We start from the raw sequence: 18692 nt of genomic DNA on the forward strand, positions 1-18692 counted from the left end.
GGGTACTCGGCCAGCATGATCGCTTCCCAGATCCTCGCGGCCGAAAGCTCGGCATCGCTCTTCCTGATCGTCGCCGGCGTGGTGGTGGTCGCTCTCCTGATCGGCGCGTTCTGGTACGGCAGCCGTCGCGCGGCGAACCGCAGGACTCCGGGCGCCCATCCAGCAGGCGAGAGGCCGCAGGCGGCGCCGCGGCAGGACTCCTGGACGACACCCGACGAGAGCGGCGATGGGCAGACGCGGCGCTGACCGGTCGCCCTTGTCGCCCCTGTACTCATCTCGCGCCGGCAAGCCGGACCCGGTGGCCGCGACTCGCGTGGCAGGCGCACGACGGAGTCCTGGGCGCCGGCGATGCGCAGCCATCCCTGAGCGTCGCTCGGGCGTTGGTGGGCGGTGACGAAGACGTTGATCCCGCTGGAGTCCATGAATGTCACGCCTGAACAGCAGGAAGCCCATCATGCTGCCCACGCCGAGTGAGACGCCAGGGCCAGGAATTCGGTACGGGGGACGGCATACGGCGTCTCGTCTTCTGCTCGCGGTCTCATGGGGTGGACGGCCGGTCGAGCACCCACGCCCAGCGCTTGCATGGCGCAGGACGACCAACTCTCCGTACCGCTGTCCTGAAGCCAGGAGTCGAGCGCGCTACCCCTCTGACATGACGCGTAAAAGCCGGGGTACTTGTACCACCCCGGTACTTGAGGGGGCAGGTACGCAGGAGGGCCGATGGTCATCGGTCCGTCGCTCACCCAGCTTCGAAGGTGATCACACGTGCCGCAGCCTGTCACTCACGTAGAGGTGCACCCGCACCCGACAACCACACTCCGCCACCGCGCGCACCTGCTGCGCAACGGTCAGCCTCCCGTGTCGCTCGACCTGGAGTTGCACTACACCGCGGTGGACCCCTTCGCCGTCCGTATCACCCTGCTGGCGGACGGCGCCTCAGTACGCTGGTCGCTGTCCCGGGAGGCGCTTCTGCTCGGGCTTCGTCGGCATGAGGGACTGGGCGACGTGGCCGTGTGGCCCGTCCGGCCTCCCGCGGGGCCTGAGCGGCTCAGCATCCGGCTCGGGCCACCCAGGGGCTGCGCTGTGTTCCAGGCGGAACGCGCCGTGATATCCGACTGGCTGGACGTCACCCTGCGGCTTCTTCCGCGAGGTGCGGAGAGCGATCACTTGCACTGGGACGACTTTCTCCTGCCGCTGCTCGACAAGAGCTGAACAGGCCGACGGCTGCCGCACCCGTCGACCCGCGCCAGCGGCGCCGGGGCACGGAATCGCCATCGCCTTCAGCGAATGTGCTGATCATTGCTTCTCCCGCCCGGCGTCGCAGCACTTCCTGCCGCCGGGCGATGTTCGAGCAGGCAGTGGTCCGAGACAGCACTGGAGCCGCCCCCCGGGGGGCGGCTCCAGTGCTGCTCTTGCGGAGGACGTCAGATGCGGCCGCGGTAGGCGCCGGTCTCCTTGCCGCTGCCGCGGGACTCGATGTAGGTCTTGAACCGCTTCAGGTCACCGGCGGCCTGGCGCTTCACGAAGCCGAGCTTGTCTCCGACCGTGTCGATCATGCCCTCGGGGTCGTGGTCGAGCTGGAGCATGACCTTGGTCCGCTGTTCGGCGAGGTGATGGAAGGTCACCACGCCGGCCTGCTTGACCTCGCCGCCCACGGTGGTCCAGGCGACGCGCTCGTCGGGGATCTGTTCGGTGATCTCCGCGTCGAACTCCCGGCCCACGCCATCAACCTTGGTCACCCAGTGTGTGAGGGTCGGGGTTCGCTGTTCGATCCGCTCGACGCCTTCCATGAACTGGGGGAAGTCCTCGAACTGGGTCCACTGGTTGTAGGCGGTGGAAACAGCGACGTCCACCTCGATGGATTCCTCGATCTTCGACATGTCGCCCTTCTCCGTTGCGATTGTGGACGATCTTCGAGTGCCCGCCTCTGCCTCCTCGACACCATCTGAGGCGGGAAGAAGTCGAAGGCCTCGCGAGCGAGTGCTCGGTGGCGGAGCCTTGGCGCGCCCGAGGAGCCGGAGCTCCAGGGCCGCGCGGCCGGCGGCCAGCCTCTCGCAGCGTCAGGCGGACCGACCCCGTACGCGTGGCGGAAAGAAGGTCGCATCATGCTGAAACGCTCCCAGGAGCGGGGTGTGCCCAGCAGGTCCTTCACCTGGCCGCGCAGCCGTCCGGACGTCCCCGACGACAACGCCCGGAGCATCGGCCGGGATGGAAGCGGTGTCCAGGACGCGGTCCGCCCCCGCCCAGCCGCCGATGACCTTGCCGTGGCGGAACGCCTCGTCCAGCAGGAGCAGCAGCCGGGGGTCGCCGGCGGAGCCCACCGGCCGGTTCCTGGCCTCGCGTCCGGGAAGGGGCGCTCCCTGAAAGTTTCGTAGGCCGAGCGCCGGAGGGCGAAACCTCTGGGGCTCTCTGGGGCTCTCTGGGGCTTGTAGGGGTGCCACAATCGGTGGGGCGGGGACGTGGGACGGCAGCACTTGCGTCGGTGGCGCTCACGGTGGCCGCTCGGTGACGGAACGGCTTTGGACGACGTCATCCAGGCGGCACAGGGCAACCGGCTGTCACAGGGCAACCGGCTGTACGGGAAGGTGCCGACCACGCCGTGGCGAGGCGCGAACAGGCGCGGCCGCACCTCGCGCCGAAGTGAATCAAGTCACGTTGAATAAGTGATATCCCGGCGCTCGGTGAGAGGACCTCAGGTCACAGCCTCCCCAGCCGCGCTCCTTTTCCTTGCCGCTTTTTGTTATGCGTGATTTCCCGTCGCGCCATCGGCTGAGAGTTTGTGCCTGCGTCCAGGTGCTCTATAAGTTCGGGGCGTCCGGGCGCCGGGCCGACTCCCATGTCCCAGGCCCGCGTTCGGATTTCGGCGGATTGCTGAGCCCGTCCTCCCCCCACTTTCGAGGAGTTTCTTGTGCATGAGGCCCCATCACGTCCAAAACGCGTCGGAAGGTCGAAGGGGCTACGCCGTCTGTCGCGCACCAGGCGCCGCGTGATGGCGGTGACCGCTGCCGCCGCCGTCGCTGTGGGCGGCCTGGCGTGGATGACCTTCGGCCCGGTAAGTGCCGCCCCCGAAGCCGGTGCGGCGACCACCACGGCCACCGCGGCCGGCGCCACCACCGCGTTCACCAGCTACGAGGCTGAAGACGGCACCCTCGCCGGCGGTGCGACAAAGGTGGCGGTCACCTCCGCGCCCACCAGCAAGTACTCCAGTGCCGCCCTTGAGGCGTCCGGGCTCGCCTACGCGCACCTCGCCGCGACCAATCAGTCGGTGCAGTGGACGAACAACACCGGCAAGCCGGTCAGTTACGTCAACGTCCGCGCCAGCATCCCGGACTCCTCCGACGGCGCCGGGACCACCGCGACCCTCGATCTGTACGTCAACGGCACGTTCCGGCAAGCGCTGAACCTCAATTCCAAGCAGACCTGGATATACGAGGGCGGCTCATACAACAGCAGCACTGACGAGAATCCCGCAAACGGCGACCCTCGGGTCTTCTGGGACGAGTCGCGCACATTCGTCACCGGCACTCCCATCGCGGCCGGCAGTACCATCCAGCTCAAGAAGAGCTCGGCGAACACCGCGTCTTACTACAACATCGACGTGATCGACGTGGAGGACCCGCCCGCGCCCATCGCGCAGCCGGCCAACTCCATCTCCATCACCAGTTGCGGCGCGGTCGTCAGCGATGTCCCGACCAACGGCTCGGCCGCCAGCGGGTCGGTGGACAGCCGCGCCGCGATCCAGACCTGCATCAACCAGGCGCAGACAGAGAAGAAGATCCTCTGGATCCCGGAGGGCACCTTCTATGTCAAGGGCACCACGGGGCTGACCGCCAAGGGGATCACGATCGCCGGCGCCGGGCAGTGGTACAGCAACATCTACCGCGACGTGCCCCTGCCCTTCACCGGTGGCATGAGCGCGCTGTTCTCGGTGACCTCGTGCACCGTGCAGAACTTCCACATCGACTCCAACTCCACCAGCCGTCACAACGGTGACGGCGGCGCGATGGACACCACCGGCACCGACTGGTCCGCCAGCGGTCTGTGGTCGCAGCACACGATGTCCGGCTTCTGGGCCTCGGGCACCGGCGGCACGATAGAGAACAACCGTCTGACCTCCATCTGGGCCGACGGCATCAACGTGAACAACCAGGCGCTCAACACGTTCACCGGGTCCAACCTGACGGTGACCAACAACTACATCCGCGGCACCGGTGACGACGAGCTGGCGATCAACTCCGTCGCCTTCAAGGCCAGCGACCCGTCGCAGACCTACCCGCCTATGTCGAACGTCACCATGACCCACAACACCGCGATCGCCCCCTGGGGTGCCCACGGCATCGGGATCTACGGCGGTGGCGGCCACGTCATCAGCGACAACTACCTCGCCGACTCCGGGCGGATGATGGCCCTGAACGCCGGCGTGTTCAGCGACAACGGCAGCGACCTGACCTCCGCCACGATCAAGGACAACGTCATCGTCCGGTCCGGCGGCAATTCCTGGGGCCAGGGAACGCCCGCGGTGATCATCGGTGACGGCGCCGCCGGCGTGAACAACGGAGCTATCAGCAACATCACCATGACCGGCAACACCATCTCCGATTCGCTTTTCGACGCGATCGGCTTCACCAACTCGAACAACTCGAAGCTGCAGAACAACACGGTCACGAACCCCGGACGTAACGGCATCGTGATCGCACCGCCGAACTTCCCCGCGCCCATCGGATCGGCGAGCATCACCAGCAACACCGTCAGCGGTCTCAAGTCCGGGATGACCGCGTACCAGAACAACTCCAGCACCTTCACCGCCACGTTGAGCAACAACAGCTGGCAGGGAGGCACCGGCGCCACCCCCACCACTGAGACGCCGTACGGCGGCACCGCCGCCGCGCTGCCCGGCACCGTGCAGGCCGAGAACTACGACACCGGCGGCCAGGGCGTCGGCTACAGCGTCTCCTCCGTCAACAACAGCGAGACCTACCGCTCCGACGGCGTCGACGTCATGACGACCACCGACACCGGCGGCGGCTACAACCTGGGCTTCACAGCGGGCACTCAGTGGTTCCGCTACACCGTCAAGCCGCTGACGGCCGGTACGTACACGGTGAGCTTCCGCGTGGCGGCACCCTCCGCCGTGACCGGCGCCCTGCACCTGTCCAACGCGTCGGGCACCAACCTCAGCGGCGCGGTCGACATCCCCGCCACCGGCGACTACCAGAAGTGGACCACGGTCACCGCGAGTGTCACCCTCCCGGCGGGCCAGCAGGTCCTGACCCTCAACGAGGACAAGGCCGGCTGGAACATCAACTCCCTCTCCTTCGCCGACAAGAGCGCGTCCGCCGTCAACTCCTCGGCGTGGTACGAACTGGTCAACCAGAAAAGCGGCAAGTGCGTGGACGCCACCGGCTCCGGCACCGCCAACGGCACCGTCGTCCAGCAGTACACCTGCGTCGCCGCCGTCGTGAACCAGGAATGGCAGTTCGTCTCGGCCGGCTCCGGCTACTACGAGGTGCTGAACCGCAACGCCTCCGCCCAGACCCAGGCATGGGACGTCATCGGCAGCGCCACGGCCACCGCTTCCGGAGCCAAGGTCCAGACCTGGTCCTACCACGCGGAGACCAACCAGCAGTGGCAGGCCGTCGCCAAGACGGGCGGCACTTTCACCCTCGTCGCCCGTAACAGCGGCTTGTGCCTGACCGCCCCCAGTACCGCCAACGGCGCCCAGTTCCAGGTCAGCACCTGCGACAGCAGCACCGCGCAGTCCTTCTTCCTGTCCCCGCAAGCGTCCTGATCCCAGCACGGCTACGCGATGCCCGAACCCCGCTGCGGGGGTTCGGGCATCGCTTGCTTAGGAGCGGGAGCGGGAGCGGGAGCGGGAGCCGGGAGCTAGGAGCCGGTAGCTAGGGGCCAGGGGACAGGAGCTGCTTGTTGTCGCCGCCCTTGGGGCCAGGTGCGTGTCGCCCCGGTCCGATACCGGCAAAGACTCGGCCACTCACTCACTCCCTCAGCCAGCCAGCCAGTCGGCGGACGGGGCGGTGGCAAGGCCGACACCAATCCGTTCCCTTTACGATCATCGTCATTGGCTCATCCACGGGTCACTGAATTCTCACAGGAATGCAAGCTTCGCGCTGCGTCTCCGCGTAATGCCGGTGAGCGATATCTGTGTATTCTCTTTGAGGGTTGAGCCGTCAGGTCCCCCGCCTTGCGAGCCGTCAGATCCCCCGCCTTGCCGATGCTCTCCGCTTGGTCTGTCCCTCCAGGTTTGAGGCCGTGTCTGACCTGGGCATACGTGACGCGCATCGCGACGTATCCCCGCTTCCGGTTCCGGAATATCCGTAATACCGCATTCGGGGAATTAATTAACCCGGGGATTTCTCTTGCCCCCGGCATCGGCTCGGGGTACTTTAACGCCGCGCTAAGTGGATGACGTGCTCATGTCGGATGAAAAGGACCCCTCCGGCACGGCGGGCGTTTCCCTTTTCGTCGCACGGAATTCATGGATCTCGATGCAAGGCATCCCGGGCGAGGGGCCTTGCTCACCCCGCTGATATTGAGGAGTCCGCTGTGCGTTACAAGCTGTCATCGACCGTGAACCCAGAGCAGGACCTGGGGGAAGCCACGCCCCGCCCCGAGCGCCGGGGACGGTCGCTCCACCGGTCCGCGATCGCGACCGTCATGGGCGCCGCCGCCCTCGTCCTGGTCGCACCGGGCACCGCGAGCGCCAACGTCCTCACGGCTCTGCCGCAGAACGCCAGCGGTGTGGAGCAGACGTTCTCCCCGGCCTACGACTTCGACACCGACGGCTGCTACTCCACCGCTGCCATCGGCGCCGACAGCAGCATCAACTCCGGCCTGCCGCTCGGCGGGGCAGTGAACGGCAACTGCCACGACATGGCCCAGCTCAACAACGACAACACGTACTCGCGCGAGAAGTGCAACAACGGCTGGTGCGCGGTCATGTACGCCAGCTACTTCGAGAAGGACCAGGACGTCGATGTGCTGCCCATCGGGCACACCCATGACTGGGAGCACGTCGTGGTCTGGATCTACAACAACGCCGTCCAATACGTCGCGGTGTCACAGCACGACACCTATCAACTCCTCCCCGCTTCCTCGATCCTCTTCGACGGAACACACCCGAAGATCGTCTACCACAAGGACTCGATCGGGTCCCACGACTTCCGCTTCGCGAGCACCGGTGACGAACCGCCGGAGAACGCCACCGGCGGCTGGTTCTACCCGCGACTGGTCGGCTGGGACGGCTACCCGGCCGGCTACCGCGACAAGCTGATCAGCGCCGACTTCGGTGACGCCACGCTGAAGATCGACGACGGCGACTTCCAGTACAACCTCTCCCTGACCGAGCCCGCGGGCATCCCGTTCGACCCCAACGCCTAGCCGGAACCCGCGCTCCGTACTCCGAACTCCGCCCGATCATTCCCCCGAGCCACACGCTGTGGGCCCCGTGCGAACGCCGGACGCTGTTGGTGAATCCGCGAGGGCCTTCGTGACTACGGCCGCACGGCCCCGTTGGGGTTGTGCGGCCGTAGTCCTGTTTCCGGCGGTGGGCTGGAGAAGGGCCGCATCGTGGCGCCGGCCCCGCACACCGAGCTGTGGCGAGCCAGGGCCCGGTCGATCGGATGCGCCTACCGGGCGAACTGGAACCAGTTGAGGTTGGTCAGGTCTCCGGAGCCGGTGGTGGTGAAGGTGGTGTAGAGGGTGTGGACGCCGGTCGCGGTGGCGGACAGGTTGACCCTGGGGCTCGTCCAGGTCTGCCAGCCGCCTGTGCTGGTCACCGGGACGGTCGCGATGACCGGGCCCGTCGTGCTGTCCAGGCGGTACTGGATCGTCCCGGTTGTTGCGGAAGCGGATGCCAGCCGTGTCGTGACCGAGGCCGCGGTCGTCGAGCCGAAGTCCACCGCACCGTAGGAAAGCCAGTCACCCGCGGTGATGTAGCCCACGTTCTGGCCGCCGCCGGTGTCCGTCGTCGTCTCCGTCTGCGTACCGGACTGGGACGTGTAACTCTCCGCCTGCGTCACGTCGTACGCGCTGCGGGTGGGCGTTGTTCCGTAGGTGAGGCCGTACCCGAAGGGGAACAGGGGTGTCTTGCCGTCGCCGTCGTTGATGGGCTGCTGGCTTGCCGACTGCATCCAGGTGCTGGGGAGCTTGCCGGTCGGGGCGTAGTCGCCGAAGAGGACGTCGGAGACGCCGTTGCCCTCGGTTCCCGGCAGCCAGGCCGCCAGCAGGGCGTTCCAGTTGGGCAGTTGGGCGGCGATGTCCAGCGGGCGGCCGGACACGAGCACGACGATCACCGGCACCCCGGACGCCCGCAGCGTGGCGATGGTGTTGAGGTCCGTGGTGTCCAGGCCCATCGCGCCGGGCCGGTCTCCGGCGCTCTCGGCGTACGGCGTCTCGCCGACGACCGCGACTGCCGCCTTGTAGGAGCTGTCGATGCCCGTGCCGTTGGCGTTGTAGGTGACGGTCGTGCCCGTGCCGGCGGCGGACCGGATCCCCTGGAGGACGGTGGTGCCGGGCGTGGTGGCGCCACTGCCGCCCTGCCACGACATGGTCCAACCGCCCGACTGGTAGCCGATGTTGTCGGCGCTCTTGCCGGCCACGAAGATCTTGTTGTTGGTCTTCGCCAGCGGAAGGATGTTCCCGGAGTTCTTCAGCAGGACCTGTGACTCACGTACGGCCTGGCGGGCGAGCGCCCGGTTGGCGGCGGATCCGACCGTCGGCGTATACGTACGGTCGGTCAACGGCTTCTCGAACAGGCCGAGTTGGAACTTCTTGGTGAGGATGCGCCGGTTGGCGTCGTCGATGCGCGACATCGGCACATGGCCGTTCTGCACCTCGGCGCGCAGGGTGGAGATGAACTGCTGCCAGGCGGTGGGCACCATGACCATGTCGATGCCGGCGTTGATCGCCTGGCTCACCTCGGCCGCGGTGAAGCCGGCCTGGCCGTCGATCTCGTCGATGCCGTTCCAGTCGGAGACGACGAAGCCGGAGAAGCCGAGTTCGCCCTTGAGCAGGGTGGTGATGAGGTACTGGTTGCCGTGGTCCTTCACGCCGTTCCAGCTGTTGTACGAGATCATCACGGAGCCGACGCCGCGCCGGAGGGCCTCCTGGAAGGGCGGCAGGTGGATGGCGCGCAGCTGGGCCTCGGTCAGCGTCGCGTTGCCCGCGTTGACGCCGTTGTCGGTTCCGCCGTCGCCGATGAAGTGTTTGGCGGTGGCGAGTACGGAACCGGGTGCGTTGAGGGCGCTGCCCTGCATGCCGTTGATGTAGCTGGTCATCATCGTGGCCAACTCGGGCTTCTCGCCGAAGGATTCGTAGCTGCGGCCCCATCTGTCGTTGCGTACGACGCAGAGGCAGGGCGCGAAGTCCCAGTCGATACCGGTGCCCGAGACCTCCTGGGCCGTGGCCTGGCCGATCTGCTGGACGAGGGCGGGGTTCCGGGTGGCGCCGAGACCGATGTTGTGCGGGAAGATCGTGGCGCCGTAGACGTTGTTGTGGCCGTGCACGGCGTCGACGCCGTAGATGACCGGGATGCCGAGGCGGCTGGTGAGCGCGGCGTTCTGGAAGCCGTCGTACATGTTCGCCCAGGAGGTCGCGTTGTTGGGCGAGGGCGCGGAACCGCCGCCGGAGAGCAGCGAACCGAGCCCGTAGGCGGGCACGTTGGCGGTGGTGACGGATGCCCGCTCGGCCTGGGTCATCTGGCCGATCTTCTCGTCCAGGGTCATCCGGGAGAGCAGGTCCTCCACGCGGGTCGGCACGGGCAGAGTCGGATCGCGGTACGGCTCGCCGGCGGCGTGGGCCGGCCGGATCTGTAAGCCCGTCACGACCAGGGACGCCGCGAAGACCAGCGTCGCCGCGGATCTGGGAATTCTGAGGACGGCTGTTCGCACAGTGGGTCTCCGTCTCGTGAGGAAATGCCCGTGAGCGGTGAAGGCGCTCCCGTTGGGGCGTACGAGACGTCGGATATCCCCGGGAAGCAGTGGTGTGGGGGCATTCGAAAGGTGTTCAGAAGGCTTCAGAAGGTTCCAGACGGTTCCAGAAGGTTTCAGAGGCATTGAACAAGTCGCTCGATACGGGGTCAAGGTCCGTACCAATACTGCGCCGGTCGTTCCTGCGCCGGTCGTTCTTGCGCCGGTCGTTCCCGCGGCGGCATGAAGACGCGTGTGTCCCCTCCTTACTGCAGGAGGGGACACACGCCGATGGTCGTCTGGCCCGGACGGTTGTGCGCGGCGACGGCCTGGCTACTCGGGCAGGCTCATCCGGCGCTTACCGGTGGTCTGCCGTCGCGTGACGGTCACGGTCAGGACGATCAGCGCGGCGAGTGCGGCGATCCCGGCCGACAGCGCCGGGAGGGGGTGGGCCACCCCGCCGGGGTTGAGCACGTAGGACAGCGTCACGGAACCGACCCTGCCGTCCACCAGGGGAGCGATGGCCAGCGCACCGGTCACGACGGCGGCCGCGGCGGCCACGGCCGGTTTCCCGCTGAGGATCAGTGCGACCCCAAGAGCCAGGCAGCAGGCGGCGACGCCGACGGCGGCGACGAGTCCGCGGGACGGCGCATCCGCCCAGTGCAGGGGGAAGTGGGCCGCTGCGCAGAGCAGGACGAGAACGCCGGCCAGAAGGCGCAGCCACGTCACCGGCTCGGAGCCGCTGGACGTTCCCGGGGCCAGGGAGTGCCCGGACAGGTTTCCATCCATGGCCGCCCCGGGGCCGTTCGTGGCACGGCCGGTGGCTTTCGTGTCCGTGTCCGGTACTTCGGCGCCGACGGTGCCGGGGCCGGTGGCCCGGTCCTCGCCCAGGTGGCCCAGGAGCTCCACCAGGTCTTCGAGGGGGCGGCCGGTGGCGGCAGCGCGTACCGCCTCGGTCCCGGTGTGCGGGTCGTGCGGTGGCCGGTGCAGGAGGAACAGCAGGCGGCCGACCTCGGCGACCGGGCGCTGCTCGGCGGCGACCCGGATCGCCTCGTCCATCCGGTCGGCGCGGTGCGGCGGGCTGCCGAGCAGTTCCACGAGCCTCGTGACGTCGTCCACGGAACGTGCCACCGCGGCCAGCCGCAGCACCTTCGCCGCGACCGGTACGCCGTCCGGTGTCTGCTCCAGCAGAGTGACGAGGTGAACGACGTCGTCCAGGGACCGCGATACGACCGCCGTGCGCACCAGCTCGTCCATGGCGGCGTCGGCCGCCTGAAGTACCTGGCCGTGGGTGCCGTCCGCGGATATCAGCCGGCGGGTCGCGGCCGGAGCAGGCGCGGGACCAGGCGCCGGAGCAGGAGCCTGGGCAGGCGCCTGAGCAGGCGCTGGGGGAGGTGCCGGGGCAGTGGCTGGGGCGCCGAGTCCGGTGATTCCCCAGTGCAGTGAGGTCGCATCGAGGTGTCGGCGTGTCCCGGGTTGTTCCGGACCGGGAGAGAAAGGCTCGGTGGCCATGTGTTTTCTCCACTTCGGGGCGCTGGACATGATGAGGACCTTTATGTCATGTCATGTGAACTTTGAACCTTTGTAATCGCCCCTCCCGTGTCCCGCCACCCGAAATCCGCGCAGGGAGGCACGACAATCAGCGGCCGCCGTCGGATTCCCTGGTTTCGCTCGCCTCGTCGCCTGACACGCGCCGTGCTCTCAGGGGACCGGTCAGCCGCTGGATCGCGGTCGTCAGCGGGTTGCCCGTGGCCGGGCGCTCGTGCAGTCCGTACGACGTCTCACGCTCCGAGGGTGCGGTCCGCCGGAGCTCCTTCAGTTCGGCCAGCGCCTCATGGGCGAGTTCGGTCGCCTCGCGGTACCGGTCGCGCGACTTGGTCATGGCGTCGAGCGCTTCGGCGTACGAGTCCACCAGCGCGCGGGCGTGCGCCAGTTCCTCTTCGAGGGTCACCAGGTGCCAGTTCTGCCGGAGGGCGGTGAGGGCCTTCTCCGCGTCTTCCGGCAGCGGCCAGGGCAGCGCGGCGAACCGTACGACCTTGTCCAGGAGCTCCGTCGGCTCCGAGCCGTCGAGGAACACGCTGCGCACGGAGAAGTCCTGCGCCTCGTACCCGATCCGGGCAGGCGTGCCGGGCAGGATCACGGCGCCGCCCCGAGGTACCCGTACGCCCAGGTCGTACAGAGCCCAGTTGACGGCCTGGAACTGTTCGGGTGCGGCGCGGTGTTCCACGACGCGGTGCCGCAGTCCGGGCGGGAGCAGACGGGCCAGCGGGAGAAGCCCGCGCTCGTCGGGTGTCATGGCCTCATGGACGACGACGTTGATGCTCCAGCTACGGCGTCCCGCTTCCCTGAGCAGGCGGCGCAGGGCCGCGTCGTCCTGCGGGAGGGGGTTGATGTCCTGCGTGCGGAGTCCGGCCACGACGTCGTGGTCCCAGGACACGGCGCTCGTCTCCGGCCAGAACATCGTCGCGGGGGAGGGCCATGCGGGGTCCCAGGGCCGCTCCGCCTCGGCCGCCAGTGTCCATCGCGGCTCCTGGTCCGGGCGCTCACGCTCACCGGTGGTGAGCCGCGCCCGCACGGTGACGGCGTCGGCGACGTGCCAGCGGGCCTCGAACACATGCTCGGCCAATGGGGACTCGGACTCGGACTCGGACTCAGACCCGGACTCGGGGTTCGACGCCGACGCCGACGCCGACGCCGATTCCGATTCCGATACCGAGTCCGAGGACGGCCGGGGCTCCAGGAAGTCCTGGATCGTGCCGCTGGTCTTCAGCCTCCGCAGGTTGTTCCTAAGGATGTCCTCCGGGGTGGGCCCGGTGTGATGTCCGCTTGCCAGCCAGACTGTTTCCGGGGCGGTCGGACGGGGGGTGGGGCGCTTGGGCATGGGTCACTTCGCGGCTGGGGAGCGGTGTGCCCTTCCAGTATGGGCAATGCGGCTATGGACAATGCGGGCCGCGGGCCGAGGGGGTGGTGAACCTCCGCTGCCGCCTGCGGAGGGACACGGCTTGGGCGGCGTACGACCGTATCGGCGTCGCGCGTTCCCCGAGCCCCTCCTTCCGACCGCACCCGCCACTCGCATGCGTCGTCAGGACGGCCATTCCGGTTCGGAGACGGTCGCGTGGAGGGCGTCGAGGAGCACTTGGGCGGGCTGGGACGCGGGCGGTTTGCCGTGTACGGCGGCCACGACCTGTCTGCGCATGCCGGCGATGGGGTCGAGCCTGACTCCGGGGTGCCGGTTGGCGAGGAGGGTGAGGCCGGGCAGCAGGCTCACGCCGAGCCCGGCCGCGACCAGTGCCTGTACGGCTACGTAGTCGTCGGTCTCGAACTCGACGATCGGCGAGAACCCGGCCCGTCCGCAGGCCGCGACGAGATGCTCGCGGCAGCGTTCGCAACCGGCTATCCAGCGAGTCCCTGCGTAGGTGGCCAGCTCCGCCCGGGGGCCGTCCCAGGAGCGGTCCTTCGGGGTGACCACGTACAACGGCTCTTCGAGAAGCGGTGTCATGGTGGTGTCGCGGCGGTCGCGCTGGGGCGGGTCCCCGTGTTCGAAGATCAGCGCCACGTCGACGTCGTTGTTGCGCAGGGCGCTGAGCGCGTCGGGCGGTTCGGCCTCGACGAGGGTGAGCTCGATGCCGGGGTACCGGTCGGAGACGCGCGCGGCCGCAAGCGGCACCAGGGTGGCCAGCGCGGAGGGAAAGGCGGCCAGGCGGACCCGGCCGGTGCGCAGCCCGGCCAGCTCGTCCAGTTCGGCGTGGACCGATTCGACCTGCGCGAGGATCGACTCGGCGCGGTCCACCAGGAGCCGGCCCGCTTCGGTGAGCCGGATACCGCGCCCCATCCGCTGCAACAGCGGTACGCCGACCTCGGCCTCGAGTTTCGCGAGTTGATGGCTCACCGACGGCTGGGCGTAGTGCAGCGCCTCGGCTGCTGCCGTGATCGAACCCTCACGGGCGACGGCGACCAGCACACGCAGCCGACTCAAGTCGATCATTTGTGAATCATAGACCGCTTCGATGACAGCCTCGAAAACACGCATTGGACCGCTACCAGGGCCGCTGGGAGGGTGAGTGGGAAAGTTCGTGCGAGACCTTGCGAGTGAGTTCGACCGCGCACATCACCGTCGACGATCTCGCCTCCCACCACGCGTGCCTGCCTCTCGGGTGCGGAAACGTGCCTGCTCCCCGGGCGCGGAAAGGAGACGTTGAATGACCACGGCTGTGAATCCACCGTCGCGATCGATGTCGGTCGGCGACAACGCTGCGCGGACCCTGGCGAACGCCACCAAGACCGTTCCGCAGATGGCCTCCATCACGCCTCGCTGGCTGGTGCACCTGATGTCCTGGGTGCCGGTCGAGGCGGGCATCTACCGGGTGAACAAGGTCGTTCATCCCGAGTCGGTACGCATCGAGTGCGACAACTACGACGAGTCGCCGCTGCCCGACACCTTCGTCGACTATTCACAGGAGCCCCGGGAGTACCGGCTCAAGGCCGTCCAGACGGTCCTTGACCTGCACACCCGGATCGCCGACCTGTACTCCAGCCCGCACAACCAGACCGCACAGCAACTGCGGCTGACCATCGAGGCGGTGAAGGAGCATCAGGAGGGCGAGCTGATCAACAGCCCGGACTACGGGATGCTGGCCAGCGTGGCGGACACGCAGCGGATCTCCACGCTGGCGGGGCCGCCGACGCCGGACGACCTGGACGCCCTCATCACGAAGGTGTGGAAGCAGCCCGCCTTCTTCCTCACCCATCCGGAAGGGATCGCCGCGTTCGGCCGGGAGTGCACCCGGCGCGGTGTTCCGCCGGCGACGGTGAGCATGTTCGGCTCGCAGTTCCTGACCTGGCGCGGCCTGCCGATCATCCCCTCGGACAAGGTCCCGCTGGAGAACGGCAGGACGAAGTTCCTGCTGCTGCGCACGGGCGAGTCGCGCCAGGGCGTGGTCGGACTGTTCCAGCCCGGGCTTTCGGGGGAGCAGGGGATGGGTCTGTCGGTGCGCTTCATGCAGATCGACCGCAGTGCCATCGCCTCCTACCTGGTCTCCCTGTACTGCTCGCTCGCGGTGCTCACCGAGGACGCGCTGGCCGTGCTCGACGACGTCGAGGTGGATAAGTTCCATGACTACGCCCCCAGTTACCGGTAACGAAGGCGCCCCGGCGTGGCTGCCGGACGAGGAGACGCTGAGCCGGCTGGCCGGGGAGTTCTTCCGAGCGCTCCCTGGGCAGCCGGCCGGCATGGAGGCTTCCGGCCCCGACGGCCGGTCGCCGCGAGGGCCGTCGCCGGCCGGGCCGCCGGGCGCGGGTTCGTCTGCTTCGGCGCCGACGGGTGTGCCGGGTGCGGGCTCGGTGCCGGTCGGCCTGCCTGCGACCGGTTCGTCTCCTTCGGTGTCGACGGGTGCGCCGGGTGCGGACTCGCCTCCTCCGGTTTCGACCGGACTGCCGGCCGTCGGCTCGTCTCCCTCGGTGCCGGCCGGCCCGCCTGCCGCGGGTTCGTCTCCTCTGTCACCGACCGGCATGCCTGCACCGACCGGCATGCCTGCCGCGAACTCGACTTCTCCGGTGCAGACCGGCACGCCGGCCGCGAACCCGCTTCCTCCGGTGCCGACCGGCCTGCCCGCCGGGGATCCGCCTCCCCCGGCGCCCACCGCGGGGATGAGCCCGCCGGCCGGGCCGCCGCCGACCAGTGCTCCGGCCAGTTACGCGGCGAGTGCGCCCGGTGCTGCCGGAGCCGCCCCGGAGCTGCCGGTGACCCCGACACTGCCGCCTGCGGCGTCGGCGCCCGCACCGGTCCGGCTCCCGGACCCCGGGCCGTACTACTTCCTCACCGAGGCACCCGGGTTCCCCGCACAGGCGCCGGAGCTGCCCGGCTTCGGGCACCTGGGGCTGCCGCGCCTCTCCGAGCCCGTGCCACCGGCGGCCACGACGGCGCCGTACTACTTCATCCAGGAACCCGGCACACCCGGTGCCCCCGCCGCGCCGGTGGGGCTGCCCTTCGACCCGCATCCGGCGTTCGACGTGCGGGCCGTCCGGCGGGACTTCCCGATCCTGTCCGAACTGGTCAACGGCCGTCCGCTGATCTGGCTGGACAACGCCGCGACCACGCAGAAGCCGCAGGCGGTGATCGACCGGCTGGCCGAGTTCTACTCGCGGGAGAACTCCAACATCCACCGCGCGGCGCACGAGTTGGCGGCCCGGGCGACGGACGCGTACGAGGGTGCCAGGAAGACCGTCGCCCGGTTCATCGGGGCGGGCTCCGCCGAGGAGATCGTGTTCGTCCGGGGCACCACCGAGGCGATCAACCTGGTGGCCAAGGCCTGGGGACCCCAGAACATCCGCGCGGGCGACGAGATCGTCATCTCGTATCTGGAGCACCACGCCAACATCGTGCCCTGGCAGATGCTGGCGCAGCAGACCGGTGCGGTGATCAAGGTGATTCCGGTCGACGACGACGGGCAGTTGCTGCTCGACGAGTACACCGCGCTGCTGTCCGACCGCACCAAGCTGGTCGCGGTCACCCAGATGTCCAACGCGCTCGGCACCGTCGTACCGATCGAGCAGGTCATCGAGCTCGGGCACCGGGCCGGGGCACGCGTCCTGGTCGACGCGGCGCAGTCCGTCCCGCATCTGCCGATCGATGTCAGGGCGCTGGACGCGGACTTCCTGGTCTTCTCCGGGCACAAGCTGTTCGGGCCGACCGGGATCGGCGTGCTCTACGCCAAGCGGGAGGTGCTTGAGGACATGCCTCCCTGGGAGGGCGGCGGCAACATGATCACCGACGTCACCTTCGAGAAGTCCAGCTACCAGCCCCCGCCGGGCCGTTTCGAAGCCGGCACCGGCAACATCGCCGACGCGGTGGGGCTGGCCGCGGCCATCGACTACGTCGAGCGCATCGGCCTGCCGAACATCGGCGCGTACGAACACACCCTGGTCGAGCACGCCACCGAAGGGCTGCGCGGGGTGCCCGGGCTCCGGTTGATCGGCACGGCCCCGCACAAGGCGAGCATCGTTTCGTTCGTACTGGACGGCTACGAGCCGGCCGAGGTGGGCACCGCCCTCAACGAGGAAGGAATCGCGGTGCGTTCGGGCCACCACTGCGCGCAGCCGATCCTGCGCCGGTACGGCCTGGAGGCCACTGTCCGGCCGTCGTTCGCCTTCTACAACACGCACGAGGAAGTGGACACGCTGGTCGCGGCCGTGCACCGGCTCGCCGACCGCCGCGGGGGGCGCCACTAACCTGCGGGGCTCCAGGCCAAAGGGAGCCTGAGATCGCGTACGGGTCAGTCCGCCACGACAGACGGAGGTCCCGGTCGCTCACCTCCGGCGACCGGGACCTCTCGCGTTCCCGGATCCGGCCACGGCGGCGACACTCCCCCGAGTTACGCGTCGTACGCGCGCGCCGTCGGGGCCAGATCCGATGTAATGATCACATCAGGTCGCGCCAACAGATCGCTAACATAACGGCCAACGGTTCCAGGGGGAGCCGAGCGCCGGGCGGTGGGAACCCGCCGTGGGCGTGCGCGGGTTGGATGTGCTGCGGCGTGGAGTGGCCGCGCGGGAAGGCAGTGGGGCGGCGTGATGCGGGACGGGCTGCGCCGTGGACTGCGGTTCGGGCTGCTGGGGCCACCGGTGCTGTACGGCGCCGACGGCGAGGCCCGGTCGGTCGGCGGCGGCAAGATGCGCGCGCTGCTGGCCGCGTTGCTGCTGGAACCGGGCCGGGTCGTTCCGGTCGACGCGCTCAAGGACGCGCTGTGGGGCGAGGTGCCGCCGGCGTCCGCGCAGGCCTCGCTGCAGAACCATGTGACACGGCTGCGGCGCCTTCTCGACGATCCGGAACGGCTGCGTGCCGTACCGCCGGGGTACGTTCTGCGCGTCGACGAGGACGAGTTGGACGTCTCCGTCTTCGACAGCCACGTCACCGCGGCGCGGGCCGCGCACGCCGGGCGTGAGTGGCAGCGCGCGCTGAGCGAGTCCACGGACGCGCTCGCACTGTGGCGCGGCGAGCCGCTGAGCGGACTCCCGCCCGAGGGCGGTGCCTACGCGCTCGTCCAGCGGCTCACTGAGGCACGGCTGCTTGTCCTGGAATGGCGGTACGAGGCTGAGGTGAGCCTTGTCGGAGCGGGGACCGGGGGTGCCGGGTCTATCCGATTGTGCCGTCTCGCCCCGGAGTTGGCCGCCCTCGTCGCCGAGCACCCCCTCCGCGAGTCCTTCCACCGGCTGCTGATGCTCGTACTGCACCGCACCGGCCGCCGCGCCGAAGCCCTGGCCGTCCACCGCGACCTGCGAGCCCGCCTGATCGAGGAACTCGGCGTCGAGCCGGGCACGGCGGTGCGGGAGGCACATCTGGAGATCCTTCGGGAGGGAGAGGGGGAGCGAGACGGGGAGGCTGAGCAGGGAGGGGAGCGGGCGCCGAGGTCTGCCCGCAACCCGGGCTGGGCAGGGGCAGGGGCGGGGGAGGATGCCGTGGCGGAGGAGGAGGCGGACCGAGGAGCTGCCGGGCGCGATGGGGCTGAGCGCGGTGGGGTGGGTGTCACGGGGGGCGGCGTCTCAGGGCCTGGCTCCTCAGGGCGGGGTGCTTCACGGTTCGACTCCTCGGGGGCGGGCATCTCAGGGTCTGGCTCCTCGGGGCGGGGTGCCTCGGGAGCCGACTCTTCAGGGGGCGGTGGCTCGGGGCCTGGCTCCTCAGGGCGGGGTGCTTCACGGTTCGACTCCACGGGGGCGGGCATCTCAGGGTCTGGCATCTCAGGGTCTGGCTCCTCAGGGTCTGGCTCCTCAGGG

At 69.0% G+C, this 18692-nt stretch carries 12 protein-coding genes and 2 pseudogenes; 7 read left to right on the forward strand and 7 right to left on the reverse strand.

Features of this window, described 5'->3' with window-relative positions:
* The first annotated feature begins 15 nt into the window (after positions 1-15).
* Positions 16-246, forward strand: coding sequence for a DUF6479 family protein (locus tag ACFVKT_RS32230; RefSeq protein ID WP_385738107.1), 231 nt, complete (start codon positions 16-18; stop codon positions 244-246).
* A gap of 71 nt (positions 247-317) precedes the next feature.
* On the opposite strand, the pseudogene ACFVKT_RS32235 reads toward ACFVKT_RS32230, so the two are convergent.
* Positions 318-437 (reverse strand): annotated as a pseudogene (locus ACFVKT_RS32235) (STAS domain-containing protein); the annotation flags it as partial.
* A gap of 328 nt (positions 438-765) precedes the next feature.
* Here ACFVKT_RS32235 and ACFVKT_RS32240 point away from each other — a divergent pair.
* Positions 766-1212, forward strand: a complete 447-nt coding sequence (locus ACFVKT_RS32240; RefSeq protein WP_385738109.1) for an SsgA family sporulation/cell division regulator — start codon at positions 766-768, stop codon at positions 1210-1212.
* A gap of 212 nt (positions 1213-1424) precedes the next feature.
* Here ACFVKT_RS32240 and ACFVKT_RS32245 read toward each other — a convergent pair whose 3' ends face one another.
* Together ACFVKT_RS32245 and ACFVKT_RS32250 are read right to left on the reverse strand one after the other, a co-directional pair.
* A complete protein-coding gene (locus tag ACFVKT_RS32245) occupies positions 1425-1880 on the reverse strand; it encodes an SRPBCC family protein (protein WP_385738110.1) in 456 nt (151 codons plus the stop codon).
* Between the two features lie 180 nt (positions 1881-2060).
* Complete coding sequence (locus ACFVKT_RS32250; RefSeq protein ID WP_385738112.1) at positions 2061-2474, reverse strand: hypothetical protein; 414 nt, start codon at positions 2472-2474, stop codon at positions 2061-2063.
* A gap of 515 nt (positions 2475-2989) precedes the next feature.
* Between ACFVKT_RS32250 and ACFVKT_RS32255 the strand changes: the two genes are divergently transcribed.
* Both ACFVKT_RS32255 and ACFVKT_RS32260 read left to right on the forward strand, forming a co-directional pair.
* The gene (locus ACFVKT_RS32255; protein WP_385738114.1) at positions 2990-5788 is read left to right on the forward strand and encodes an RICIN domain-containing protein; all 2799 of its coding nucleotides are present in this window, start codon (positions 2990-2992) and stop codon (positions 5786-5788) included.
* A gap of 884 nt (positions 5789-6672) precedes the next feature.
* A complete protein-coding gene (locus ACFVKT_RS32260) occupies positions 6673-7395 on the forward strand; it encodes an NPP1 family protein (RefSeq protein WP_385738291.1) in 723 nt (240 codons plus the stop codon).
* A gap of 248 nt (positions 7396-7643) precedes the next feature.
* On the opposite strand, the gene ACFVKT_RS32265 is transcribed toward ACFVKT_RS32260, so the two are convergent.
* The 4 genes from ACFVKT_RS32265 to ACFVKT_RS32280 all read right to left on the reverse strand — a co-directional run bounded on the left by ACFVKT_RS32265 (position 7644) and on the right by ACFVKT_RS32280 (position 13908).
* Positions 7644-9905 carry a glycoside hydrolase family 3 N-terminal domain-containing protein gene (locus ACFVKT_RS32265; RefSeq protein WP_385738116.1) on the reverse strand — a complete coding sequence of 754 codons (2262 nt, stop codon included), beginning with the start codon at positions 9903-9905 and terminating at the stop codon, positions 7644-7646.
* A 351-nt stretch (positions 9906-10256) separates the two neighbouring features.
* Complete coding sequence (locus ACFVKT_RS32270) at positions 10257-11180, reverse strand: hypothetical protein (protein ID WP_385738118.1); 924 nt, start codon at positions 11178-11180, stop codon at positions 10257-10259.
* A 382-nt stretch (positions 11181-11562) separates the two neighbouring features.
* Entirely contained in the window at positions 11563-12804 is a 1242-nt protein-coding gene (locus ACFVKT_RS32275; protein ID WP_385738120.1) for a hypothetical protein, read from the reverse strand.
* Positions 12805-13005: 201 nt separating this feature from the next.
* Positions 13006-13908: a LysR family transcriptional regulator gene (locus ACFVKT_RS32280; protein ID WP_385738122.1), complete on the reverse strand. Its 903-nt coding sequence runs from the start codon at positions 13906-13908 to the stop codon at positions 13006-13008.
* 214 nt (positions 13909-14122) lie between these two features.
* Here ACFVKT_RS32280 and ACFVKT_RS32285 point away from each other — a divergent pair, with 214 nt between their 5' ends.
* The 3 genes and pseudogenes from ACFVKT_RS32285 to ACFVKT_RS32295 all read left to right on the forward strand — a co-directional run.
* Positions 14123-15061: a family 2A encapsulin nanocompartment shell protein gene (locus ACFVKT_RS32285; protein ID WP_385738124.1), complete on the forward strand. Its 939-nt coding sequence runs from the start codon at positions 14123-14125 to the stop codon at positions 15059-15061.
* Between the two features lie 415 nt (positions 15062-15476).
* Positions 15477-17150, forward strand: coding sequence for a family 2A encapsulin nanocompartment cargo protein cysteine desulfurase (locus ACFVKT_RS32290; RefSeq protein WP_385738126.1), 1674 nt, complete (start codon positions 15477-15479; stop codon positions 17148-17150).
* A 342-nt stretch (positions 17151-17492) separates the two neighbouring features.
* Positions 17493-18479 (forward strand): annotated as a pseudogene (locus tag ACFVKT_RS32295) (BTAD domain-containing putative transcriptional regulator); the annotation flags it as partial.
* Positions 18480-18692 lie beyond the last annotated feature (213 nt).

It is taken from the genome of Streptomyces sp. NPDC127595 (assembly GCF_042671685.1).
Classification (GTDB): domain Bacteria; phylum Actinomycetota; class Actinomycetes; order Streptomycetales; family Streptomycetaceae; genus Streptomyces.

Coding starts and splice junctions, on each gene's coding strand:
- ACFVKT_RS32230 (WP_385738107.1), top strand. CDS start 16: ATGATCGCTTCCCAGATCCTCGCGGCCGAAAGCTCGGCATCGCTCTTC.
- ACFVKT_RS32245 (WP_385738110.1), bottom strand. CDS start 1,880: ATGTCGAAGATCGAGGAATCCATCGAGGTGGACGTCGCTGTTTCCACC.
- ACFVKT_RS32255 (WP_385738114.1), top strand. CDS start 2,990: ATGGCGGTGACCGCTGCCGCCGCCGTCGCTGTGGGCGGCCTGGCGTGG.
- ACFVKT_RS32260 (WP_385738291.1), top strand. CDS start 6,673: ATGGGCGCCGCCGCCCTCGTCCTGGTCGCACCGGGCACCGCGAGCGCC.
- ACFVKT_RS32270 (WP_385738118.1), bottom strand. CDS start 11,180: ATGGACGAGCTGGTGCGCACGGCGGTCGTATCGCGGTCCCTGGACGAC.
- ACFVKT_RS32275 (WP_385738120.1), bottom strand. CDS start 12,804: ATGCCCAAGCGCCCCACCCCCCGTCCGACCGCCCCGGAAACAGTCTGG.
- ACFVKT_RS32280 (WP_385738122.1), bottom strand. CDS start 13,908: ATGATCGACTTGAGTCGGCTGCGTGTGCTGGTCGCCGTCGCCCGTGAG.
- ACFVKT_RS32285 (WP_385738124.1), top strand. CDS start 14,123: ATGACCACGGCTGTGAATCCACCGTCGCGATCGATGTCGGTCGGCGAC.